This window comes from Paludisphaera sp. (genome assembly GCF_037189885.1).
GTDB lineage: Bacteria > Planctomycetota > Planctomycetia > Isosphaerales > Isosphaeraceae > Paludisphaera.
Map to the genome: position 1 here is coordinate 1 of NZ_JBBCIR010000057.1, position 22,922 is coordinate 22,922.

Consider the following 22,922-nt stretch of genomic DNA (forward strand, 5'->3'; position numbering starts at 1 on the left):
GGGCGCGCCGACCATCGCGCCCTCTCGACGGACGGGGATCATGATGGGCGTCTCCCGTCAGATGGAGTACCCCACGAACACCGCGCCCGCGCGAGCCTTGTCTGGCGAGGCGTCGGATGCCTCGTCGATCTCGTCGAGCGAGAAGCGGCCGGTGATCAGCCTCGTGGCGTTGATCTTCTCCGATGGCAGGAGGTCCAAGCGGGTCTTCCGGTCTGGATCGAGGCTCCCGAAAGAGAGCCTCGCGCCGGGGGCGGGCCGGGACTCCGACATGATGCCCGCTCGTCTTACATCGGCGTGCAAGGCTCGCTTCGAATAGTGGAGACGGCGGGCGCGCGAATGGGTCCGCGCGACCGCCGTGGGAGCTTCGATTCGCCCGGCGTCAGGGCGTGGTCGACGGCCCGGTCCCCGTCGCCCCGGCGGCCCCGGAGGTGCCGGCGCCGACGCCCTGGGCCGGCGTGCCGCTCGAAGGCGTCGTGGGAGAGGTACTCGAGCCGCCCGAGTCGGTGCCGCCCGAACCGGCCCCCGTGCCGCCCGAGCCCGTGTCGCCCGGCGCGCTCCCCGCGGGCGCCGGTGGCGCGGCCCCCGTCGGGCCGGCGCCGCCGGAGGAGTCGTTCACGCCGGGGGCGCCGGAGCCGGGTTCGGCCGACGCGCCAGCCGCGGGGGACGCGCCGCCGGCCGGGGCCGTGGCGGAAGTCCCCGGCGTCCCCGGGGCCGTGGCCGTGGCGTCGGAGGAGACGCCACCGAACATCGAGTCGCCGGTGGGGGCGTGGCCGGTCCCGGCGGGGCCGCTCGTCGTGTCGGCCGGCGGCGCCGTGGAGTTGATCCCCGTCGTCGCCGGGGTGCCCATCTCGGGGGCGCGGTCGTTCGGCCCGCACCCCAACGTCACAAGCAAGAGCGTCGCCGAGGCGGCGAGCGTCCCGTTCAACCACGTTTTCAGACCCATCGCGCCTGCTCCTTCACTCTCGTCCCTGGGTGTCGCCGATCCACGGCCGCCCGCCTCGCGAGCGTCCCGGCCCGATGGTCCTTCAAAAATCGCGCCGCGTTTTCATGTTTTGAACCCGCAATGATTCCCACCGGGTCCCCGGCCGCCGATTGCCCCCCTCCCGGCGCGCCCCTTGCCTCGTCCATCACGCGGGGGCCGACGGCGCGCGTCGCCGGCCCATCGCGACACGTCCGACACCAGGAGGCACCCATGTCCGACGAACCGATCCGAGAACACAAGCTGACCGAGGCGCTCGACCAGCCTGGGAATCCGGCCCCCGCCGCCGGCGCCGCGTCCGGGGCGTCGAGCCAGGTCGACGCCGAGCAGAAGCGGCTGGCCGAGGAGTCGAGCCGCGCCCACAACGCCCAGGGAGGCGTCCGCGACCGTCTCGTCGATATCGGCAAGGCCCATCACATGGGCGGCCGCGGGACCGGTCGCGTGAGCGATTCCTGACGCTTCGCCTCGCCGCGGGGAGCCGGCCCTCTCGCGCCGCCGGCTCCTCGCGGCCCCGGCTCAGGCGGCGGCCTGGGCTTCGTCGTCCAGCCCCAGCGGCTCGACGCGGATCCCCGCGCCGTCCAGGCGCGCGATGCTGTCCGGCGGGATCCCGACCCAGCCGGCCCCGGAATCCAGCGGCTCGGAGGCGACCAGCGAGCCGCCCCGCCAGCGCTCGTCGCTCGCGAGCTGGAACAGGGAGTTCGGCTCGGTCCCGTCGGCGAAACGGACGGCCAGCGCGGCCTCGGCGTCGGCCAGGATCAGGTTGACCGCCATCTTCCCGCCCATGGCCCGGGCGATGTCGCGGGCCTCGCGCAGCATGGAGCGCGTCGCGGCGGCGGCGTCGCTCCCCCCCACGCGCCGGAGGTGGGTGCGCCACAGCGCGGCGAGCATCTCACCGTCGGTCGATCCGCGGAGGTCGGCCTCGTGGTCGGGGTCGAGGCGGTCGCGGAGGGCCTTGGAGATCGGGCCGGGCCAGGGCTCGATCGAGCCGTTCACGGTCCACAGGCGGCCCTCCACGGCGTAGAGGGGCGTGTTGAGGAGGCACGCCTCCACGCCGGGGGACGCGTATCGGACGTGGCCGACGATGGAGCCGGACGCGATCGCCCGGGGCGAGGTGACGCCGTTGGGGTCCGACCACAGCGGCAGGGCGCTCTTGAGCAGGCCGGGCTCGGGCCCGGCCTCCGGGCAGAACCAGCCGACGCCCCAGCCGTCCCCGGCGACGCTCCAATCCCTCATCAGCTTCGCCTCCCGGCTCTGGTCCGCGAGCCCGTGTGGGGCGTCGCGCAGAATGCTCGAGACCTTCAGCGGGGGGCCGATGTACACGGCGATTCGACACATGCCGCATCGTCCTTTTGCGTCGAGTTTCGATATCCGATCGTCCGCCCGGCCCCGCTCAGATCTCCTGCGCGTGGGGCCGGATCGAGACCGCGACCACGTCGCAGCGCCAGGGCTGGGTCAGGCAGAAGAGGACGCAGTCGGCGATGTCCTCGGCCTTGAGCATCTCGCCGCTCTCCGCCTGGGCGGCGTGCGTCTCCTTGTCCGGCTGCATGTCCGTGCCGACCGCGCCCGGCTCGATGAGCGAGACCTTGATCCCCAGCTTGTTGACCTCCTTCCTCAGCGATTCGCTGAACCCCTGGATGGCCGACTTGGTCGCGACGTAGACCGAGCTGCCTTCCTCGCGCACGTCGGCGCTCATCGAGCCGATGTTGACGATGTGGCCGGCGCCCGCGGCGCGCATGCGGGCGATGGCCTCGCGGGCGCAGGCCAGGTATCCGATGAGGTTGGTCCGGATGACGTACTCCCAGTCGCTCTCGGACTCGTCGCCGATCCCGCCCGCGCCGAGGGCCGCGTTGTTCACCAGGATGTCCACCCGGCCGAGGAGCCGATCCGCCTCGGCGAAGAGGCGGGTCGCGTCCTCGCGGCGGCTCAGGTCGACCGTCATGCCGTGGACCTCGCCGCCCGCCTCGCGGAGGTCGGCCATCGCGTCGTCCAGCTCCCGCTGATGCCGACCGCAAATCAGGACCTTGGCCCCGTCCGCGGCGAGGCGCAGGGCGGTCGCCCGGCCGATCCCCGTCGTCCCCCCGGTCACGATCGCCCCCTTGCCGGCGATGGTCTCGGGTCCGTCGCCCACGCGGGCCGTGTTCGCCATGGTCTCGCTCCTGGGTTGAATCGCCGTCCTTCCCGGTCGTGGGAAGCGTTTTGCCCACGTCGTTCCCGGCGAGTCCGTCGCCTCAATCGCGGCCCTTCTTGCCGCCCTTCGCCTCGGCCCTGGCCTTCTTCTCGCGACTCCCCTGGCCCTCGCCCTTCCCGGCGTCCCCGGCCTGCTCGCCGAGCGCCTCGGGGGCCCGCCAAGAGAGGGATACCTCGGCGTCGCCGGGGAGTTCGAAGGCGAGCCCGCCGAAGTCGACGAGCTTCCCCTCGACGCGGCGCCGGCCCCCCTTGATCTTCAGCTCCACCTCGGGCAGGGCGTTCGTGTGATCGGCGACGAGCCGCACGTCGCACGCGAGGCGAGGGTCGCCCAGGACGCGGAACCGCGCCTTGCCCCGCGACTCGTCCCCCTCCAGATGGTCCATGAGCGCCGGGTAGTCGCAGCGGATGACCAGCCCCCCCTCGCCCACCAGGAAGCAATGCCGCGTCGAGAAGACGAGCGGGGCCGACGCCCCGTAGACCTCCTGGCCGACCGTGCCGGCCTTCGTCCAGCCCTCGGAGATGTCCTCCACGGGGATGGAAAGCTGCGGGTCCAGGTGCCCGGAGGTCGGCGATTCGGCCAGGCCCTCGGTGGGAAGCTCGGACGGATAGTGGTGCCAGGCCCGGTCCAGCAGGTATTTGCAGTATTCCGGCAGCAGGATCCTCGCCCCCGGGTGGACGTCGTCGCCGGCCGCGTCGAGGTACTCGTGGAACGCGGCCAGGGCTTCGAATTCCTCGTAGATGGCGAGGTACGGCGCGTCTTGCAGCGGCGGGAGGCCGAGGAACGTGCTGTAACTGTCGGCGTGCCCGTACTTGCATTCCCAGAGCCAGAGGTTCCGGACGAGGTTGGCCAGGCAGACGAGGCTGAGGTCGCGGAACTCGTCGTCGCCCGTCTCGCGCCAGAGCCGCAGCAGCGCCCCCGCGCCGAAGGCGGTGTTGTTGGCCTGATACCCCAGGCGGAAGCCCAGGCCGTGGAGCGTGCGGGCGGCCGTGGCCGCCTCGTCCAGGTAGGCCCGGTCGTCGGTCAGCTCGTGGGCCAGCATCATCAGGTGGGCGTACTGGGCGGCCACGTCGTGCTCGCCCCCGGCACCCGGGGCCGTCTCCGCCTTGAGCACCTCCAGCGTGCGCATGTCGTAGAAGACCGGCCAGCGGTACTCGAAACGCCGGGCCACGCGGATCGCGTAGTCGATCGAGGCCAGGAACAGCCGCTTCGCCTCGGCGTCTTCCATCACGGCGAGGCGGCCGAGGTTCTGCAGGGTGTGGTGCAGATACCAGGAGTCCATGATGAAGGGGCCCATGTGCTCCTCGCGCCCCTCCAGCAGCTTCTCCTCCCCGGGGAGCCAGCGGACCATCGTCCCGAGCCTTTCGTCGTAGAAGGCCGAGAGGTTGTCCCTCAGGGCGTCGATGAGCGGGATGATCTCCCCCCGGGACCGGGCGTACTCGACCAGGGGGACGAGCACGGCCAGCTGCACCATGCTCTCGGGCGGCCGGTCGTCGGCCCCGACGTAGGCGAGCATGAAGCGACGCCCCTGCTTCTCGACGTAGCACTCGGGGGAGTGCGTCAGCGTCCGGAGCGTCTCGCGCACGCGGCGGGGCCAGTCGCGGTAGACCGGCCGAGGCCGCGGGAACTCCAGGTAGATCTCCGAATAGAGGTCCAGGAAGGCGCTCGCGGCGGCCAGGTCGTCGGCCGGGTTGTCGGGCGCTGTCGCGACGTAGGCGTCCGAGATGACGACCTCGACGCCGGCGGCCAGGGGCTTGTCGGCCGTCGGGGGGGAATAGCCCAGCTCCGGCCACTCGCCCGAGACCCGATCGGCGGGGGAGGTCTTGGTGGCCTCGCAGTAGTCGTTCAGCTCGGTCAGGTTCTGCGCGTAGAGGAACGTGCCGGGCCCCGGGCGGGTGAGCGACGCGTAAAGCAGGCCGCCCTGGGCCCCTCGCTGGGCCGCGTGGACCAGCCCCCTCGCGCCGAGCGGATCCCCCTCGGCGTCCAGCGGGACCACGTCTCGCGGCCAGAACGGGAAGATCAGGTCGGTCGTCGGCCGCAGGGTCGTCCGCCAGCGTAGCGTCCGGCGCTTGCCGCTCGGCAGGTCGACGCGGACCTCCTGGACGCCGACCACCGTCTCCAGCCGGGCGACGAGGGTGTTGCCCTCGCGCGACTCCACCGCGAGCCCGGCCGTCCCGCCCGGGGCGTGCGCCGCGAGGAAGGCGACCCTCGCCCCGGAGGGCCAGGTGGTCACGATCCAGAGCGAGCCCCCCATGTGCCGGACTTCGTGCTCGACGCCGTCGGCGCTGGAGCGGAGCAACGGCTTTCCCGCCGGCCGCCGCAACTCGTCGCGCGAGAGGAGCAGCCAGGGACTCGCGCCTTCGACCGAGGCCTCGTCCAGGGTCGTTGATTGCAGGGTTGTCATGGTCAAGCCTCCGGATTCCTTGGTGGCATTCACCGCGAGGGCGGCTCCGAGGGGCGCCGGCGCGACGGGCGGCGCCATGCCGAGGCTCGCCCCGCGCCTTCGTCTACGCCGGGCGGATCGCCGCGGCGATCATCGAGGTTCCGAACGCCCCGGGCGCCGGCGGGCCCCACGGCGCCCGGGGCGTCTGGAGGTCCGGGATCATGCGGGCGCGGACGACCTCGGCGAGGCTGCCGGATCGCTCGTGGGCCGCGACCTGCCGCTCGGCGCCGTTGGGGCGTTCGGCCATCGTCGCGACCCTGTCGAGCCAGTCGACGCAGCCCAGCTCGCCCGCCACGTCGCGCAGCCGCCCGGCGAGGCGGCGGACGGCCTGGGCGGCCGACTCCCGCCGGCCGGTCCGGGCGTCGGCGAACTCAGCCCCCAGCCCGAACCGGGCGGCCCGCCAGCGGTTCTGCCTCGCGGCCGCGGCGGCGCACTCATCGTCGGCCGGCTCGTCGCGGCGCCGAGAGAGGTCGACCACCAGGCACTGGATCAGCGCCGTCAGGGCCAGGGCCGAGTCCAGGTCGAGCGGCATGTCGCAGACGCGGACCTCGACCGTGCCGTTCTCGGGCGAGGGCCGGGCGTCCCACCACAGCTCCTTCTCGGACTCGATCAGCCCCGCCGACGCGAGCCGGCCCACCAGGCGATCGTAGTCCTCCCAGCACCGCAGGCGCGGCGGCGGCCCGCTGCTGGGCGAGGCCTCCATCACCTCGATGCGCTTCGATTGCAGGCCGGAGCGACGCCCGCACCAGAACGGGCTGTCGGCCGAGAGGGCGAGGAGCGCCGGCAAGTGCTCCACGATCCCGGAGCACGCCCGCGCCGCCGCGTCGCCGTCCCCGACTCCGACGTGGACGTGCAGGCCGAACGTCAACTGGCGCTGGAGCGTGTCGCCGTAGCGAGCCTTCAGCTCGGCGTAGCGCGGCGTGGGGAAGACGCCCGCCTCGGCCCAGTGCGAGAAGGGGTGCGTGCCGCCCCAGCCCAGCAGCGCCCCGGCCCGGCTCGCGGCCCGGCCGGCGACCGTCAGCTTGTCGCGCAGGTCGCGGCCGGCCTGGTCGACGTCGCGGCACACGTCGGTCGCGACCTCGATGCAGCAGTCGTAATATTCCGGCTTGATCGACCGCCGGTATTCCTCCGGCACCGCCCCGAGGACGGCGGCCGCGGAGCCGACGAGCGCGAGCGAGCGAGGGTGCAAAACCTGGAGTTCCAGCTCCACGCCGACGCTGTGGTTGGCGGAGCATGCGAAGCGACGCTCTTCCATCGATGTATCCAGCCCCTTGGATTCAGCCTTGAGAAGGGGTTCGCGCACCGAGTGGCGGGCCGCGCCCCGCCCGCTGGCCATCCTCCACCCGAGCAACTCCGGGACCCATCCCCCACCCAGGCCATAAATCGCGCGAATCACCTCGACGAGCGCCAGGGTAACTTCCCGCGACCTTAGGGGGTTTCGGCATTCGCGAGGATGGCGGGGCGGGACGCCGGCATTGGAACCCCAGTTGCAACCCCAGCGGCGAGGACGCGACGGCGGGACCTGATGCGACAGGCTTCCCGCCCGCCGTCCCGGCGAGGGATCCAGGCGCGCCCATCACGTCGCGACGCCCCCCCCTCCCAACCGCGTCGGCCGGAACCGATTCAGGATCCTCTCGCAGCTAGCAAGGAGTATCGAGCATGGCCGCGACCGCAACCTCCCTTGGCTCCTCCCGCGTCGCCCCGCACGAGCACGAAGAAGGGACGACCACCCGGGCCATCGAGCAGTTCACCAGCCGCGTCCCCTCGGGGACTTACCTGAGCGTGGCGCTGGGGGCGATGGGCCTCTCGGCCGCGCTGCAGCTCATCGGGCGCAAGCACGACGCCCAGTTCGTCGGCCAGTGGGTGCCGACCATCCTGCTGCTCGGCATCTACAACAAGATGGTCAAGCAGCATGGATCGGACTGACCGGTCTCCGTCTCGCCTCTCCCTCCAGGATTCAGCATCAAGGAGCAAGCTGATGATTAGACGATGGATGCTCGCCGGCGCGGCCCTCCTCTTCGCCGCCTCCCCCGTCCCGGCCCAATCCGACGCCGGGGCCGGCGGCCAGGCCGGCGAACGCGCCGGCGGCCAGGCCGGCGAACGCCGCGCCGGCGCCCAGATCGGCGACCGCCGCGTCGGCGGCGTGGCCGGCGACCGCGCCGAGGCTGGCGCGGCCCGCTCGCCGGTCGATGACGCGCTGTTCGCCGCCGCCGCGGCGGAGAGCGGCGCCCTCGAGGTGGCCATGAGCCGCCTCGGGGCCGAGAAGGCGACCGATCCCGAGCTGAAGCGGTTCGGCCAGATGATGGTCGACGAGCACACCAAGTTGAACGAGGAACTGGCGACCACGGCCGCGGCGAAGAACATCGAGCTGCCTCGCGAGGTCGGCGCCTGCGCGCGGTTCAAGCTCCAGAGCCTCTCGGGGCTCTCCGGCGCCGAGTTCGACAAGTGCTTCGCCGAGGCGCAGCTCGTCGCCCACAAGGAGGCGAAGGCGATCTTCGAAGCCCAGGCCGAGCGGGGCCAGGATCCGGAGGTCAAGGCCCTCGCCGCCAAGGGCCTCCAGCACATCCAGCGGCACCTCGAGACGATCAAGCCGATCGCGATGAGGTACGACGACTCCGGCCACTCGGGGCGGGCCGGGGCCGCGGATCACCACGATGACGCCGGGCGGGGCCAGCCCGGCCAGCCCGGCCAGCAGCGGCGGCCCGGCGAGTCGCGGACGTCCGACGATCAGGGCCAGGGCGGGGAGTCCTCTCAGCGGCGGCCCGGCGGATCCCAGCCGGGCGGCGATTCGGGCCAGTCGGGGCAGTCCGCGACCCCGCGTTGACCAAGGTCCCCCTCCAGGAGCCGCGGCGGCCGGACGATCCCCGTCCGGCCGCCGTCATTTCCATTCCACCCGGGCTCGCGGCGCGGACGGCGTTCGCGCCGCGGGCCATCCCCTCCCGCCCGGGCCGGCGTCAGCCGTGTCGGGAGGCCCGGGCGCGGCCTCGCTGGTCCTCGATCAACGCCGCGAGGAACCGAGCCTGTCGCGTAACCCGGACGGCCTCGGCCTCCAGCCACGGGTGGCCGCGCCCGACCTCGGCCAGCAGGTGGGCGGAGATGAGGATCACCGACAGCGGGGTCCTCATCTCTTGGACCAGCGCGTCGAGCGTCCGGCACGCGTCCCCCGCCTCGTCGCCGAAGTCCTCGGGATCGGGCCGACGGGCCGCCCGACTCGGCAGCGAGCGCAGGCGGATGGTCGGCCGTTCGTCCGCCTCCGGGTCGCGCCCGTCCCCCGTCGCGAGGGCGATCGCGACGGCGCGCGTCGTCTCGACGACGACGCCGAGGGTCGGCCGGAGCGATGGCGCGGCGGGTGCCCGCTCCTCGCGCCGATCATGGTGGGGACGGGCCGCCTCGGCGGCGCGGAGGGACCATAGCAGCTCGGCGGGCTCGCCGTCGTGATCGACTCGCGCCTCGATCCTGGCGACGATGTCGAGGGGGCCCTTCGCCGCGTCACGGAGGCGGATCGCGATCTCCGCCGCCGGCAGGCCGCCTCGGAGGCGGTCGAGCCTGGCCTCGATCTCCCGGCCGTCCCCCTCGAGACGGGCCTGGATCGGTCGGCCGATGAAGGTCGAGGGGTCCCCGCCCAGGAGGTTCAGGGCCTCGCGGTTGCAGTCGCTGATCGTGCCGTCCAGGTCCGTCGCCAGGTAGGCCACGGGCGCGAGTTCGAACAGCGCTGCGTAGCGCCTCGCGCACGTCTCCCCGGCCATCCGCGCCAGTTCCAGCAGGCCCGGCAGCTCGCGCAGCACGCCCCGGGCGTCCGCCAGGAGCCCCAGGGCCTCGCCCACGAGCGGCGAGCCCGCGTCGCCGGGGCCGCCGCCCGAGCGGGTCGCGGCGAGATCCAGCAGGGCCTGCACCTGCCGATCGAAGAGATCGAGGTTCATCCGCTCCCCCATGGAATGGTCGTCCGGGATGCTCCGAGCGTGCCATCCTGGCCCGGACGGGTATCCGTGCCGGGATCGGGTCGCGTTCGCGTAACTAGACCCGTTCCGTCGACCAGTTTCCCCGACGGGAGAGGGGCCGTCATCCGAACAAAGGCGAATTCCGCGCTAGGGTTTTCCCCTTCTGGGGGCGGTGGAGGCTATGGGGAATCCAGCCAGTTCATGCGGAGTGCGTACTGGACGAGGTCGGCGCGGCTGCGGAGGCCTAGCTTATCCAGCACCCGCGCCTTGTGGACCTCCACCGTCTTGATGCTGAGGTCCAGCAGCTCGGCGATCTCGCGGTTGATGTGGCCGCGGGCCAGGAGCCTGACGACCTCGATCTCGCGCCTGGTCAGCGGGCCGCCCGCCCCCTCGCCCGGGGGGCCGTCCCCCACGAAGGCGTTGACGACCTGCGCCGCCGCGGCGGGGTCGATGTAAGTGCCGCCGGCGACCACGTGGCGGATGGCGCGCACCAGGTCGTCGCCGGCGGATCGCTTCAGCACGTAGCCCGAGACGCCCGCCTTGAGGAGCGCCTGGATGTAGCCCCCCCCCTCGTGGACCGTCAGGGCGACGAGGCGGCAGTCGGGGCGGTCGCGACGGATCAGCTCGGCCGCGCCCACGCCGCCGAGCCCCGGCATCGAGACGTCCAGCACGGCGACGTCGGGCGCCAGCTCGATGGCCAGCCGATGCGCCTCGTCGCCGCCCCCCGCCTCGCCGACGACCGTCATGTCCTCCTGGGCGCCGATCAGGGTCTTGAGGCCCTCGCGGACCACGGGGTGGTCGTCGGCGAGCAGGACGCGGATCCTAGACATCTTGCCCTCCCGGCGGCTGAGGCTCGCGGGGGATCCTGGCCCGGACGGTCGTGCCCACCCCCGCGCTGGACTCGACCTGCAGCGACCCTCCCAGCAGCTGCGCCCGCTCCTCCATCCCGAGCAGCCCGAGCCGCCCCGCCGCGGGCCCGGCCGCGAGGTCGAAGCCGCGGCCGTCGTCCTCGATGATGGCGACGACTTGGCCGTCGCGACGCTCGAGGATCAGGCTCGCGCGGGACGCGCCCGCGTGCCTGGCGATGTTGGTGAGCGACTCCTGCGCGATGCGATAGACCGCCGTCTCGACCTCGGCGGCGCACCGGCGGGTCGGCTCGGGGTCGACCAGGATGTCGACCGGGATCCCGGTCCGCCGGGACCAGCGCTCGGCCAGGTTCTCCAGCGCGGCGGCCAGCCCCAGGTCGTCCAGCGCGGTCGGCCTCAGGTCGACGGCGATCTCGTGGGCCATCCGGCCGAGGCGGTCGACCATGCCCAGCAGATCCTGGACGCGCGGCCGGGCGTCCGAGCCGTCGGGGAGCGAGCCCTCGATCAGTTTGAGGCCGAGCGTCAGCCCGGTCAACTCCTGGCCCATCTGGTCGTGCAGCTCGCGGGCGATCCGACGCCGCTCGTTCTCCTCGGCGGCGGCCAGCCGGCGCGACAGCTCCATGCGGGACCGCTCGGCGCGGTTCATCTCCGTGACGTCGCGGAGGTGCCAGCGGAGGGCGACCCCCATCGAGGCGTCCGGCGTCGCCTGGGCCCGGACGCGTATGTCCCGGCCCTCCCCCTCCCGACCGACCCGCGACATGAACTCGTCCGCCCCCATGCCGGACGCGAGCCGGTGGAGCGAGGCGTAGAACCTCCTGCGTTCCCCCCGCAGGATCAGCCCCAGCGGCTTGCCGATCAGGAAATCCTTGGGCATCCGCAGGAGGGCCGCCGCGGCCTGGTTCGCCTCCAGGATGATCCCGGACGCGTCGGACACGAGCTGGCATTCCGGCGCGAACTCGAAGAGTTCCTGGTAGCGCAGGCGATGGTCCCCCCCTCCCGGGGGGTCCGGGGGCGTCCCCCCGTGGGCCGGCTCCCTTCGATCGCGGTCCATGTTCGCTCCGCTGGGATGGCTCGTGACCCGGCCCGGGGGCTCAGTTCGCCTCGGCCCGGGGCTCCGCCGGGGCCTCCTCCGGCCCCGGGATCTGGAGCAGGTGGTCCAGGACGAGCCGGCCGTGCCGCTCGGCCAGCTCGGCCTGCTCCTGGAACCTTCCGGCCGAGTCGAGGCGGCCCAGCTCCCGCTCGCGGGCCGCGAGCTGCCGCGACAGGACCGATTGCTCGCGGAAGATCCGGACGGACGTCCAGAGGGCGGCCTCCAGCCCCTCGGCCTGCTCCGACAGGAGGACTTCCGCGTTGTAGGCGTGCCCCACGTGGCAGCGGAACCGGAGGAATTCCGGCTCGTCCACCTGCCAGAGGGCCCCGCCGCACTCCGGGCAGGAGAAGAACGACCGGGCCCCCCGGTGTCCCCCATGCACCTGCCGTTCCGCGTCCTCGTCGATCGTCTCCGGCATGTCATCGATCGGATCCATCGCCCCCTCTCCCGAGTTGGTGTCGACGACCTGGTCCTGGACGACGCGGACGAGCAGCGGGGCCATGGCGGAGACCGGCACCACGTGGTCGGCGCCGGCGACGCTGGCGGCGGCCCGCGGCATGGCCGCGACCTCGGCGTCCCGCGCGTCCTGCACGACCGCCACCCCGCCGGCGGCGCGCAGGGCGATGAGCCCGGCGGAGCCGTCGGAGAGGCCGCCGGTGAGGATCACGCCCGCCGCGCGGGCGCCGTAGTAGCGGGCGGCCGAGCGGAAGAGGGGGTCGATGGCCGGCCGATGGCCGTTCTCGCGGGCCCCCCGGACGAGCCTGATCAGGCTCCCGGGGCCCAAAAGCATGTGGTGGTTCGGCGGGGCGACGTAGATGTGGCCCGGGTAGAACCTGTCGCCGTCGGCCGGGTGGGCCGCGAGCACGGGGCCGGCGCGGCTCAGGATCTCGGGCAGGACGCTGCGGCCCTCCGGCGGGAAGTGGCAGACGATGAAGACGCTCGCGGGGAGGCTCGCGGGGAGCCCCCTCACCAGCTCGGTCAGCGCCTGCACGCCCCCCGCGGAGGCCCCGATGACGATCACGTCGCGCCTGCCCATGTCGCGCCCCCGTTCGTCGGTCGCCCGACGTCCAACCTCATCGATCCGCGGTCGCGTCCCCGGGCGGCTTCCCGTCCCCGGCCCGGGGCCCGCGCCCGCGGATCGAGTCGATGTCCACCAGGACGATCGAGGCCCCGTCGATCTTGTTGTCCAGCGTCACGTACGGCCTCACGCGAAGCGAGTACCAACGCCCCGATTCGTCGCGGACTTCCCCCTCGTGGGGGGTCAGGGAGTCGATGACGCCGGTGATCAGCCCGGCCAGGTCGGGGACCTCCAGGCGGGACTTGATGTCGGTGATCGGCCGGCCCACGTCGGTCGGGATGAGGTTGAACGAGCGCTCCGCCATCGGCGTGAACCGGCGGATCCGCAGGTCCCGGCCGACCATGACGATCGGGATGTTGACCCCGCCGAGGAGGTTCGTCAGGTCGTTGTTCACGCGGGCCAGCTCGGCGTTGCGGTGCCGCAGCTCCTCGTTGACGGTCGCCAGCGCCTCGTTGGCGGACTGGAGATATTCCCGCAGGGCGGCCAGCTCCTGGTGGAGCTGGGAGGATTGGCGGTCCGGGTCGACGGACTGCTCCGGGCGCGACGCGGGGGCCTGGCTCTCGCGGCCCGTCCCCTCGCGGAAGAACTGGGTCACGCGGATCAGGAAGTCCTGGTAGAGGTTCTGGACCTCCCCCCCGTCGCCCCGCGGCAGGGCGAGGTACTCCCCCGGGCTCTGGGGGTTGCTCGGGGCCATGCGCCGCGGGATGCGTCGCCTGATGGTCGTCTGCTTGTAATGGCTGAAGTCCACGTAGGTCCGGAGCCGGAGCAGAGCCAGGATGTCGGCGATGGGCTCCCCTTGCGATACGGCCTCCGGCGCCGCCCCCCGGCCGTCCTCCCGGGCGTAGGGATGGGCGGCGATGCGCTCCAGTTCCCGCGCGATGTCCCGGGGGCGCATGACGTGGTGGACGTTGCCCTCCGCCACCGCGGCCCAGGGCATGCTCGGGTAGCGCGCCGACTCCTCGTCCGGGGCGAACGTCCCCCCCCCCGACCGACTTGATCGACTGGAGGGCAAGGGTGCCGTCGCTGCCGCCGCCCGAGAGGATCACCCCGGCGGCCGGGGCGTCAGCCTCAGGTGGCCGTCCGTCATCGCCATGCTCGCGCCCGGCGGGATGACGCACACCGTGTCGACCTCGATCTTCATCCCCTCGGCCGCCTCCCGGACGGGCATGCGGCACCCCGGGACAGCAGCGGCGCCAGGAGGCTCTTGTGCTCCGGGTCGAGGTGGCTCACCAGGAGGAGGGCGAGCCCGGGCTCCTCGGAGAGGCCGTCCAGCAGCTCCGTGTACGCTTCCAGCCCGCCGGTCGACGCCCCGACCCCGACGACGAGGAATGGCAGCCCGTCCGGATCGTCATTCGGCGAGGGGATTTGGGGCTCGTAGTCCGACATGGTCGCTCCACCCGAGGGCCCCGCGTCCAGGCGGGCCGCGAGGTTCCGCGCCCGCGCGTCGGCCTTCTCGCGGCCCCGGCCATCGCGGCTTCGCCCATCGGGCGAATGTACCCGCGAGGGGGCCGAAATGCGACACCGATTCTCGCCCGCGTTCGCCCCGGATCCCCGCGGCCGGCCCGTCGGATCCCGAGGCGTCCGGGGCCCCGCGAGTTGGCTTCGTTCGCGCGCCGCCCGATCCCACGATTGACGCCCAAGCAATTACCTCGATTCATGTTGCGCCCACGACGCCTTGGCTTCGTTCGTCATGTTCGAAGTGGTTTTTCGTCGGCGAGGGTCGTCGGATCGGTCGGGATGGCGGCGGCCCGCGGCTCGCGCGGCCGACGCTCCATCCACGCCCCGACGACCCTCGCCCGTCGCTGGCGCGGGCGCGCTCTACCGGGGGGAAACGGGATGAATTCGGGCCGTCGCCCCCCGTGCTCGACTGCTTCCGGGATGCCAAGGAGCGCCGTCATCGAACACCTGCATGGTCCGCGGCGAGGTCGGCCGGATTTCAGGAATCCCGGATATTTCTCCGGGCCCGACGCGCGCCGGGGTCAGATGACGTCGTCCTCCTCGGCCTCGGGCTTCGGCTTGACCGGCGTGTTCTGGTCGTGGATCAACACCCATACCCCGTCCTGGTTCGCGAAGATGAGGGTGAGGATGCTCTTCTGGTCGACCGGGGGGCGGTCCTCGGGCTCGTCGCGATATTCCAGGAGGAGCGTCGCGACGCCCAGCGCGGACGACTCGATGATCGCCACCTGGGAGATGTCGAGCGTCCACGACGTCGACTCGAACCAGGAGGCGTGGAGCCGGGCGAACTCCGACGGCGATCGCACCACGACGCCGTCGGACATGATCATCGTCAGTTGATCGGGGGAGATCGTGTCGATGAGCGCCTCCAGGTCCCTCCCCTGGATGGCCCGCAGGTGCTTGGACAGCGTTTGTCGGAACGTCATCGCCTGATCCTCCGGCCGAGTCTCGACGCGTCAGAAAGTCCCCGAATAGACGGCGCAAGAGCGGCAGACCTCCGGCGGCTGCTCGCCGTCGAGGGCCTCGCGGAAGGCCCGGTAGCTATCGCCGTTCCAGATCGCGTCGACTCCGGCCTCGGCCATGCTCCCGAAATTGATCCGGTCCGGGGTGGAGACCATGCAGCAGGGCATCGAGAGGCCCTGATAGCTGACGTACGCCCCGCGCCAGGGCCAGTCGCAACGCCGCGCGCCGGGCGTCCCGGGCGGATGGGGGCGGGGCGTCGTCCGGGGCAGGCGCAGGTCGACGCCCAGCTCCGTCGCGACCCGCCTCGCCTCGTCGAACGCCCGGCCGACGCGCGCGGGGTCCTCGGCCTGGAGCGTCTCCGCGTCGACGAAGTCCCGCATGGGGCGATACCGGGCGGGGAGCGTCGACTCGCCGAAGTCGTGGCAAAGGTGCTGCGCGAAGACGGTGTCGACGCCCAGCCGATGGGCCAGGCGGACGAGGTCCGGGAACTCGTCGAGGTTCGCCCGCATCGCCACGACGACCATGCGGACGCGGGGCGTCGCCGAGGCCAGCCGGCGGCGCGCCTCCATCAGCCCCTCGACGTTGGCCGTCACGCGGTCGAAGCGGGAGCGCTCGCGGATGTGCTCGTAGGTCGTCGCCGTCGCCCCGTCGATGGAGATGTGGATCTCGCCCAGGCCGCTGGTGACGCAGCGCTCCGCGCGGGCGCGGTTCATGAGGGTCGCGTTGGTGTTGGTGCTCACCTTCACGCCGCGGCCGACGGCGTGCTCCACCATGTCGAAGAACCTGGGGTGCATCATCGGCTCGCCCAGGCCCTGGAGCTGGAGTTCCTCCAGGCCGGGGAACTGGTCGAGGAGCCGCGTGAAGACGTCGAAATCCATGAACGCGGGAGGCCCGTGCGGCGGGCCGTCCTCGCGGAACGGGATGGCGCACATGCGGCAGCGCAGGTTGCACTGGCCGACGGGTTCGACCTGGAGGAAGCGCGGGAGGTCCATGGCACCGTCTCCATCGTTCGGATCAGAGGAAGAAGACCCGGAACCGCCACGCGCCGTACAGTCGCCAGAAGATCGACAGCGGCGGGATCAGGGCGGAGGTGACGGCCATCTCGGCGAGGTGGCCCGGAGTGGTCGACGCGCCGCGCAGCCGCCGCAGGCAGAACCGCGCCGTCAGCGCCCCCCACGCGAGGGCCGACGCCGACGCGGCCGCGGGCGCGCCCGCGACCGCCGCCGCCGGCGCGCCCGCCAGCGCCGCGAGGGTCGCGTAGTAGTGCCACGGAGGCCCCGGCTGGATCGCGTCGCAATATCGCCGCGGGAACTTCTTGTAGAGCAGCGCGTTGTACTGGCTCTTGCGCTGCTGCCTTAGGCTCACGCCCCAGCGCGCCGGGCGGACCGGATGGACCACGGTCGCGGGGGTCCGGCCGATCGTCAGCCCGCGTTCCAGCAGCGCGAACTGGAGGTCGCTGTCCTCCCGCCAGGCGGCCCGGTAACGCTCGTCGAAGCCGCCGACCGCCTCCAGCGCCTCGCGCCGGACGAAGCAGTTGGCCGTGACGAACTCGGCCGAGGCCAACCCGGCGGCGTCCCGCTCGTAGTCGGTGGGGCGTTGCGGGATCGGGACGACCACGCGCCCCGACGCCGCGGCGAGGCCCGAACCGTCCAGGGTCGCGACCCCCTCGGCGAGCCATCGCCGGCCCGGGACGCAGTCGTCGTCCGTGAAGGCGACCACGCGGCCGCGCCCGGACCGCCAGCCCGCGTTCCGCGCCGCGGCCGGCCCGCGCGCGGCGGGCGCGACATAGCGGAACGCGACGGCCGCGCGATCGGCCCATGCCTCGACCCGCCGCCGCGTCGCCTCGCACGCCGCGTCGTCCGCCACGACCACCTCGAACGCCGTCGGCGCGTACTCCTGCGCCGCCAGCGCCGCGAGGCAGCGCTCCAGCAGGTCGGGGCGTCGATACGTCGGCACGACGACCGTCGCGTCCATGTCCGGTAATCCCCTTGCTAATCCCGACCGTCACGGTTTCTGGGCGACCGGGTTCGATTCGAACGATCTTCCCCCCTGGTGGGAGAAGACAGACCGCGAAGCGGTCAGATGAGGGGGGGCTCGCCCACGCAGTGCCGGAATTCGCGGCCAGTGCCCAGGCCGTCGGCCGGGGAAGGCCCCTTCAAACTCCGGAGGTCGTGCCGCTCGTCCCCCCCTCATCCGGCCCTGCGGGCCACCTTCCCCCTCCAGGGGGGGAAGGCCGTCAGGATGAGCGACCCGCAACTCCATAGTTGTCACCGTTTCTCCAGGAGGAACGAGCCGATCACCAGCGCGTCCAGTGGCGAGGTCCAGAACGATTCGACGGCGTCGCGCGGCGTGCACACGACCGGCTCGCCCCGGGTGTTGAACGACGTGTTGACCAGCACGGGGACGCCGGTCCTGGCCGCGAAGGCGCGGATGAGGTCGTGGTACAGCGGGTGCTGCGACCGGTTGACCGTCTGGATCCGCGCGGTGCCGTCGGTGTGCCGCACGGCGGGGATGAGGTCGGCCTTCTCGGGTCGGACGTCGTTGATGAACAGCATGAACGGGGAGACCCGCGCGTCGACGAACCACTCGGCCGCCGCCTCCTCCAGCACGACCGGCGCGACGGGCCGGAAGTCCTCCCGATCCTTGATCTCGTTGAGCCGCGCCTGCATCTCCGCGTGGATCGGCGAGGCGAGGATCGACCGCGCCCCCAGCGCCCGGGGGCCGAACTCCATGCGGCCCTGGAACCAGCCGATGACCCGGTCCTCGGCGAGGATCGCGGCCGTCTCCTCGGCGACGTCGTGAAGCCGCCGATACGGCAGCTTGGACCACTTCAGGAACGCCTCGATCTCGTCGTCGTCGAAGCTCGGCCCGAGGTAGGCGTGGTCCATGACGTAGGGGCGCGAGCCGTCGCCGCGCTCCTGGGCGTCGATCCACGCCGCCGCCCCGAGCGCCGTGCCGGCGTCGCCGGCCGCCGGCTGGACCCAGACGTGCTTGAACGGCGCGCGGTCGCGGATCCGGGCGTTCATCACGCAGTTGAGGGCCACGCCGCCGGCCATGCAGAGGGCGTCCAGGCCGGTCGCCCCGTGGAGCCAGCGGGCCAGCTCGACGACCGTCTCCTCCAGCACGGCCTGGAGCGAATGCGCGACGTCGAAGTGCCGCTCCTCCAGCGGCCCCCCCCGCGTCCGCGCCGGCCCGAACCGCTCCTCCAGCCGGAGCGGCCCGATCGTGTAGCGCCCCTCCCCTTCCAGCCGGACGATGTCGCGGAACTCGTCCACGTGGCGGGGCGATCCGTAGGAGGCCAGCGCCATCACCTTGTATTCATCGGAGGAATGCAGGAATCCCAGGTACTCCGTCACGCGCTCGTAGAGGATGCCGAGCGAGTGCGGCATGTGGACCTGGCCGAGCCATTCGAGGTCGGTCCCCCGGCCGGCCGCGTAGGCGGTGGTCGCCTTCTCGCCGCGGCCGTCGAGCGTCATGACGGCCGCCTCGCGATGCGGGGAGACGTGGAAGGCGCTCGCCGCGTGCGCCAGGTGGTGGGGGACGAAGTGCCAGCGGAACGGCCCGTCGTGCGTGACGCCGCGGAAGCGCTCGCGGATGTGGTGCGGCGCCCCGCCGGCGAGCTGCCTCGGCGCGTTGACGATCGACGAGAGGAACAAGGGATCCCACGCCGCCTCCCAGTCGTCCGCGATCGGCCCGGCGCTCGGCTCCAGCGGCAGGGTGATGGTCGCCTCCCCCTTGTGCCGGCCGAGCAGCAGGCATGGGTCGTAGGAGTACGCGACGTGGTCGACGTCGGCCAGGGCGATCCCCGCCTGCCTCAGGCAGTCGTCGATCGCGTGAAAGGGCAGCTCCCACGTCGAGAAGGGGACGGGCCGCTTGGCGTGCTTGCGGCGCGTGAACCGCTCCTCCTCCGAGGCCGCGAGCACGACGCCGTCGCGCATCAGGCAGGCGGCCGAGTCGTGATAGACGGCGTTGATCCCCAGCGTGTACATCGCGCGGTCCTCCCCCTCCTCAACGCAGGAGCTCCAGCGCCGCCTCGACGACCCTCGCGGGCGGGACCAGGCGCAGGCAGTGGTGATGCCCCTCCGGGCAGACGCTCTTGTAGCAGTACTTGCATGGCACGTCATGGTTGAGCACGCGATGCGGCGTCATCCACGGCGTGTGCTGCGGATTCGTCAGGGCGTACAGGTCGATCACGGGCGCGCCGGCCGCGGCGGCCAGGTGGACCGGCCCGGTGTTGTTCGAGATCAGGAGCGGCGCCCGCGCCAGCAGCGCGAGCAGCTCCCCCAGGTTCAGCGCCCCCGCGAGCGGGACCGCCGCGTCCGGCAGGCCGTCGCACACGGCCGCGACCTCCCCGCGCTCCGGCTCGCCGCCGGTGACCAGGACCCGCAGGCCGTGCTCGCGGGCGAGCCGCCGCGCGACCTCCGCGAAGCCTTCCGGCGGGTAACGCCGCGAGGGCGCCGTCGACCCCGGATGGATCACGACCCAGCCCCGACGGTCGCCGCCCAGGCCCATCTCGCGGAGCATCGCGTCGACCCGCGCGACGGCCGCGTCGGGCGGACGTAGGCTCAGCCGCTCGTCCCCCGTCGAGGCCCCCACGTGGGCGACCAGGTCGAGCTGACGGCGGACCTCGTGGCGCAGGATCCGGTCGGGCTCGGGCTCGGGGATCCAGTCGGTCAGCAACTGGTAAGGGGGCTCGCGCGAGTGGGCGAGCCGCAGCGGGATGCCGGCCAGGCGGCAGAGCCAGGCGGCCGGCAGCGGGTTCTGGCTGTAGACGGTGAAGATGACGGCGGCGTCGAAGCGAAGCTCCGCGAGACGGCGGATCATCGCCAACTCGGCGTCGGGGGACTCACGCGGCGGCGAGGCCTTCATCCAGGGGGCCTCGTGGACGATCACGTCGTCCACGTCGGGCGCGAGCGCCGCCGCGGCGGCCCCCGAGGGGGACGTCAGCAGCGTGATCCGTCGCCCCGGCGCCGACTCGCGGAGGGCCCGCAGCGCGGGCGTCGTCATCGCGACGTCCCCCATCGCGTCGAGCCGGACGGCGAGGACGCTCCGGGCGCGTCGCCAGGCCTCGATGTCGCTCATGACGCGACTCCGCCCGCCGGGCACGGCACCGCCACCGCGTCGATCGACTCGCCGTAGGCGCGCCGGATTTTGTCGATAATGTCGGTCGTGGAGCGGTCGGCGAGGAACGGCATGATCCGGACGACGCCGCCCAGCTCTTCCACCAGCCCGGCCTCGGGGAGCGACTCGCGGGTGTAGTCCCCCCCTTTCACGAAGACGTCGGGCCGGACGACGCGGATCAGCGCGTGCGGCGTGTCCTCGTCGAACGAGACGACGTGGTCGACGCAGCTCAGGGCGGTGAGGACCTGGAGGCGGTCGTGCAGGCCGTTGATGGGGCGGCTGGGCCCCTTCAGCCGGCGGATGCCGGCGTCGCCGTTGACCCCCACGATCAGCACGTCCCCCAGCGCCTTGGCCCGGCTGAGGTACGAGACGTGGCCGCGGTGCAGGATGTCGAAGCAGCCGTTCGTGTAGACGACCCGGCGGCCGGCGCGGCGATGGGCCGCGACGCGCTCGGCCAGCTCGTCAACGCCGGCGAGCGTTTTGCGGTCCGGGTGGACGCGCTCGCGAAGATCGACGGCGCGGCACGTGGCGGTCTCGCGCTCGGCGACGACGATCGCGGCGGCGGTCGACGCGAGATCGGCCGCCGCCGGGGCGTCGGCGCCGGCCGCGAGCGCCAGCGTCATCACGGCGGCGAAGGTGTCCCCCGCCCCGGAAGCCCGCGACGACGACTCGGGCTTGGCGAACGTCCGATAGGGGGGCCGGTCGCGCTCGAGGACCAGGGCCCCCTCGACGTCGAGCGTCACGGCGGCGATCCTCGCGCCGGTCTCCTCCAGGATGCGCGGGCCGCGCGCGATCGCCCATTCGGCCCGGTCCTCGCGCGCCGGGGGCCCCGACTCGCCCAGCAGCCGGGACGCCTCGGCGAAGTTCGGCTTGACCGCCGTCGGCCGGACGCCGCGATAGAGCGACAGCCGCTTGGAGTCGACCACGAGGGCGCGGCGCGCCTCCGCCTGGAGCGACGCCAGCGCGGCGATCACCCGGTCGGTCAGCACGCCGTAGCCGTAGTCGGAGACGAGCACGGCGTCGCACGTCCGCCAGGCGGCGTCGAGGCGGGCGATCAGTTCCTCCTCGGCGGCCGTCGGGATCGGCCGGGCGTCCCCCTCGTCGAACCGGACGAGCAGGTGGTCGGCCGCGACGACGCGGCGCTTGGCGAGGGTCCGCCGCCCGGGCGCGACCACCAGTTCGCCGGCGTCGACGCCGCGGGCCTCCAGCCGGTCGCGCAGCGAGGCCCCCTCCGGATCGTCACCGACCACCGAGAGGAAGACCGGTCGCGCACCCAACGCGCGGAGGTTCACCGCGCCGTTGGCCGCGCCGCCGGGTTGCTCGCCGATCGAGCGGACGTCGACCACCGGCGCGGGGGCCTCGGGGCAGAATCGGCTGGTCTCGCCGTGGAAGTAGACGTCGAGCATCGCCTCGCCGACGACCAGGACGCGCAAGCCCGAGAAAGCGTCGATGATCCGGGGCAGGTCCGCGTTCATGAACGTCCTCCGCTTCCCTGGGAGTCGGCCTCGACCGCCGCCGCGATCCGCCGCGCCGCGTCGTCGAGGCCGGCAGCGACGACGTCGGGGGTACGGATCGGCGAGCGGACCCATTCGGTCTCGTTCCCGTTGTCGATCAGGACGGCGCGGCAGCCGGCCCGCCGGCCCGCCTCCACGTCGTCGAGGATGTCGCCCACGAGCCACGACGCCGCCGTGTCCACGCCGTGTTCGGCCGCCGCCCTCAGGATCATCCCCGGCGCCGGCTTGCGGCAATCGCAGGCCAGGACGTAGCGGTCCACCGACCCCTGGGGATGGTGGGGGCAGTAGTAGAAGCCGTCCAGCGGGGCCCCGAGGGCCGTCGTCAGCTCTTGAAGTCGTTGCATCACCGGACCCAGCGCCTCCTCCTCGAACATCCCCCGCGCCACGCCCGACTGGTTCGACACGACGATCAGCCGGAAGCCCATCCCCTTCAGCCGGGGCAGCGCCTCGGCGGCACCTTGGGCGAGGCGGATCCGGTCGGGGTCGACGTTGTAGGGCACGTCGTCCACGAGCGTCCCGTCCTTGTCCAGGAAGACCGCCCTCCGCGACGGCCCGCTCACGGCCAGGAGGTCTCGCGCATCGGCAGGACGAGGACCTCAGGGATGACGGTCTCGTCCGGCTGCGACAGGACGAACCGGACCGTCTCGGCGACGTTCGCCGGATCCTGGAGCACGCCCGGGTCGAGGTCGGGGAAGCGTTCCAGCAGGAACGGCGTTCGCATCCCCCCGGCGATCACGGCCGAGACCTTGACCCCGTGGGGGCGAGCCTCGACGTGCAGCGCGTGGCTCAGGCCCAGCAGGCCCCACTTGCTGGCGTGGTAGGCCGAGGCGTTCGGCCAGGCCCGCTTGGCGGCCGTGGAGACGATGTTGACGATGTGGCCTCGCCCCTCCTCGCGCATCGGCCCGAGGACCAGCTTCGACATCAGGAACGGGCCGCGCAGGTTGACCGCCAGGATGCGGTCCCATTCGGCGACCGGCATCTCCTCGACCGAGACCGTCAGGTCGACGCCGGCGTTGTTGACCAGGATGTCGAGCGTCCCAAGGTCCTCGCGGACCGACTCGACGGCGCGACGGGCGTCGGCCTCGTCGGCGACGTCGAGGCGCAGCGTCCGAGCCCGGCCGCCGGCCTCGCGGATCGACCGGGCCACGGCCTCGGCCTTCTCCTCGCGGACGTCGGCCGCGACGACCACGGCCCCGGCCTCGGCCAGCGTCCGGCAGATCGCCGCCCCCAGCCCGCTCCCGCCGCCCGTCACCAGGGCGGTCTTCCCGCTGATTCGATCCAAGGTCATCT

Annotated in this window: 23 protein-coding genes; 3 read left to right on the forward strand and 20 right to left on the reverse strand. The window is 72.9% G+C overall.

What is annotated here, in order from left to right; all coding sequences use genetic code 11:
- Positions 1 to 57: 57 nt before the first annotated feature.
- On the reverse strand, positions 58 to 198 hold the full coding sequence (locus tag WG209_RS16525; RefSeq protein WP_337176175.1) for a hypothetical protein: 141 nt from the start codon (positions 196 to 198) through the stop codon (positions 58 to 60).
- Between the two features lie 181 nt (positions 199 to 379).
- Positions 380 to 943 (reverse strand): hypothetical protein, encoded by a 564-nt coding sequence (locus WG209_RS16530; RefSeq protein WP_337176176.1) that lies wholly within the window; start codon positions 941 to 943, stop codon positions 380 to 382.
- A gap of 249 nt (positions 944 to 1,192) precedes the next feature.
- On the opposite strand from WG209_RS16530, the gene WG209_RS16535 reads away from it, so the two are divergent.
- Entirely contained in the window at positions 1,193 to 1,435 is a 243-nt protein-coding gene (locus WG209_RS16535) for a hypothetical protein (RefSeq protein ID WP_337176177.1), read from the forward strand.
- Positions 1,436 to 1,495: 60 nt separating this feature from the next.
- On the opposite strand, the gene WG209_RS16540 is transcribed toward WG209_RS16535, so the two are convergent.
- The 4 genes from WG209_RS16540 to WG209_RS16555 all read right to left on the reverse strand — a co-directional run bounded on the left by WG209_RS16540 (position 1,496) and on the right by WG209_RS16555 (position 6,862).
- Positions 1,496 to 2,314, reverse strand: coding sequence for a hypothetical protein (locus WG209_RS16540; RefSeq protein ID WP_337176178.1), 819 nt, complete (start codon positions 2,312 to 2,314; stop codon positions 1,496 to 1,498).
- Between the two features lie 55 nt (positions 2,315 to 2,369).
- Positions 2,370 to 3,125 (reverse strand): SDR family oxidoreductase, encoded by a 756-nt coding sequence (locus WG209_RS16545; RefSeq protein WP_337176179.1) that lies wholly within the window; start codon positions 3,123 to 3,125, stop codon positions 2,370 to 2,372.
- Positions 3,126 to 3,207: 82 nt separating this feature from the next.
- Positions 3,208 to 5,568: a hypothetical protein gene (locus WG209_RS16550; RefSeq protein ID WP_337176180.1), complete on the reverse strand. Its 2,361-nt coding sequence runs from the start codon at positions 5,566 to 5,568 to the stop codon at positions 3,208 to 3,210.
- A gap of 103 nt (positions 5,569 to 5,671) precedes the next feature.
- Positions 5,672 to 6,862 (reverse strand): YbdK family carboxylate-amine ligase, encoded by a 1,191-nt coding sequence (locus tag WG209_RS16555; RefSeq protein WP_337176181.1) that lies wholly within the window; start codon positions 6,860 to 6,862, stop codon positions 5,672 to 5,674.
- A gap of 404 nt (positions 6,863 to 7,266) precedes the next feature.
- Here WG209_RS16555 and WG209_RS16560 point away from each other — a divergent pair, with 404 nt between their 5' ends.
- A complete protein-coding gene (locus WG209_RS16560; RefSeq protein ID WP_337176182.1) occupies positions 7,267 to 7,533 on the forward strand; it encodes a hypothetical protein in 267 nt (88 codons plus the stop codon).
- Between the two features lie 52 nt (positions 7,534 to 7,585).
- Positions 7,586 to 8,431 carry a DUF4142 domain-containing protein gene (locus WG209_RS16565; protein WP_337176183.1) on the forward strand — a complete coding sequence of 282 codons (846 nt, stop codon included), beginning with the start codon at positions 7,586 to 7,588 and terminating at the stop codon, positions 8,429 to 8,431.
- Positions 8,432 to 8,561: 130 nt separating this feature from the next.
- Here WG209_RS16565 and WG209_RS16570 read toward each other — a convergent pair whose 3' ends face one another.
- From WG209_RS16570 to WG209_RS16635, 14 genes are all read right to left on the reverse strand, one after another.
- Positions 8,562 to 9,527: a PAS domain-containing protein gene (locus WG209_RS16570; protein ID WP_337176184.1), complete on the reverse strand. Its 966-nt coding sequence runs from the start codon at positions 9,525 to 9,527 to the stop codon at positions 8,562 to 8,564.
- 197 nt (positions 9,528 to 9,724) lie between these two features.
- Positions 9,725 to 10,375, reverse strand: coding sequence for a response regulator transcription factor (locus WG209_RS16575; RefSeq protein WP_337176185.1), 651 nt, complete (start codon positions 10,373 to 10,375; stop codon positions 9,725 to 9,727).
- Positions 10,368 to 11,462 (reverse strand): histidine kinase, encoded by a 1,095-nt coding sequence (locus tag WG209_RS16580; protein WP_337176186.1) that lies wholly within the window; start codon positions 11,460 to 11,462, stop codon positions 10,368 to 10,370. Before WG209_RS16580 ends, WG209_RS16575 begins: the two co-directional genes overlap by 8 nt.
- 40 nt (positions 11,463 to 11,502) lie before the next feature.
- Entirely contained in the window at positions 11,503 to 12,537 is a 1,035-nt protein-coding gene (locus WG209_RS16585; protein ID WP_337176187.1) for a chemotaxis protein CheB, read from the reverse strand.
- A 37-nt stretch (positions 12,538 to 12,574) separates the two neighbouring features.
- On the reverse strand, positions 12,575 to 13,591 hold the full coding sequence (locus tag WG209_RS16590; protein WP_337176188.1) for a PAS domain-containing protein: 1,017 nt from the start codon (positions 13,589 to 13,591) through the stop codon (positions 12,575 to 12,577).
- Positions 13,592 to 13,716: 125 nt separating this feature from the next.
- Positions 13,717 to 13,965: a chemotaxis protein CheB gene (locus WG209_RS16595; RefSeq protein WP_337176189.1), complete on the reverse strand. Its 249-nt coding sequence runs from the start codon at positions 13,963 to 13,965 to the stop codon at positions 13,717 to 13,719.
- A gap of 593 nt (positions 13,966 to 14,558) precedes the next feature.
- Entirely contained in the window at positions 14,559 to 14,960 is a 402-nt protein-coding gene (locus WG209_RS16600; protein WP_337176190.1) for a nuclear transport factor 2 family protein, read from the reverse strand.
- Between the two features lie 30 nt (positions 14,961 to 14,990).
- Positions 14,991 to 15,989, reverse strand: coding sequence for a radical SAM protein (locus WG209_RS16605; RefSeq protein ID WP_337176191.1), 999 nt, complete (start codon positions 15,987 to 15,989; stop codon positions 14,991 to 14,993).
- A 22-nt stretch (positions 15,990 to 16,011) separates the two neighbouring features.
- Positions 16,012 to 16,971 carry a glycosyltransferase gene (locus WG209_RS16610; RefSeq protein ID WP_337176192.1) on the reverse strand — a complete coding sequence of 320 codons (960 nt, stop codon included), beginning with the start codon at positions 16,969 to 16,971 and terminating at the stop codon, positions 16,012 to 16,014.
- Between the two features lie 293 nt (positions 16,972 to 17,264).
- The gene (locus WG209_RS16615) at positions 17,265 to 18,986 is read right to left on the reverse strand and encodes a carbamoyltransferase C-terminal domain-containing protein (RefSeq protein WP_337176193.1); all 1,722 of its coding nucleotides are present in this window, start codon (positions 18,984 to 18,986) and stop codon (positions 17,265 to 17,267) included.
- Between the two features lie 19 nt (positions 18,987 to 19,005).
- Positions 19,006 to 20,079, reverse strand: coding sequence for a glycosyltransferase family 9 protein (locus WG209_RS16620; protein WP_337176194.1), 1,074 nt, complete (start codon positions 20,077 to 20,079; stop codon positions 19,006 to 19,008).
- Positions 20,076 to 21,593: a D-glycero-beta-D-manno-heptose 1-phosphate adenylyltransferase gene (rfaE2, locus tag WG209_RS16625; protein WP_337176195.1), complete on the reverse strand. Its 1,518-nt coding sequence runs from the start codon at positions 21,591 to 21,593 to the stop codon at positions 20,076 to 20,078. Before rfaE2 ends, WG209_RS16620 begins: the two co-directional genes overlap by 4 nt.
- Entirely contained in the window at positions 21,590 to 22,192 is a 603-nt protein-coding gene (locus tag WG209_RS16630; RefSeq protein WP_337176196.1) for an HAD family hydrolase, read from the reverse strand. Before WG209_RS16630 ends, rfaE2 begins: the two co-directional genes overlap by 4 nt.
- Positions 22,189 to 22,914: an SDR family oxidoreductase gene (locus WG209_RS16635; protein WP_337176197.1), complete on the reverse strand. Its 726-nt coding sequence runs from the start codon at positions 22,912 to 22,914 to the stop codon at positions 22,189 to 22,191. Before WG209_RS16635 ends, WG209_RS16630 begins: the two co-directional genes overlap by 4 nt.
- Positions 22,915 to 22,922: the final 8 nt, after the last annotated feature.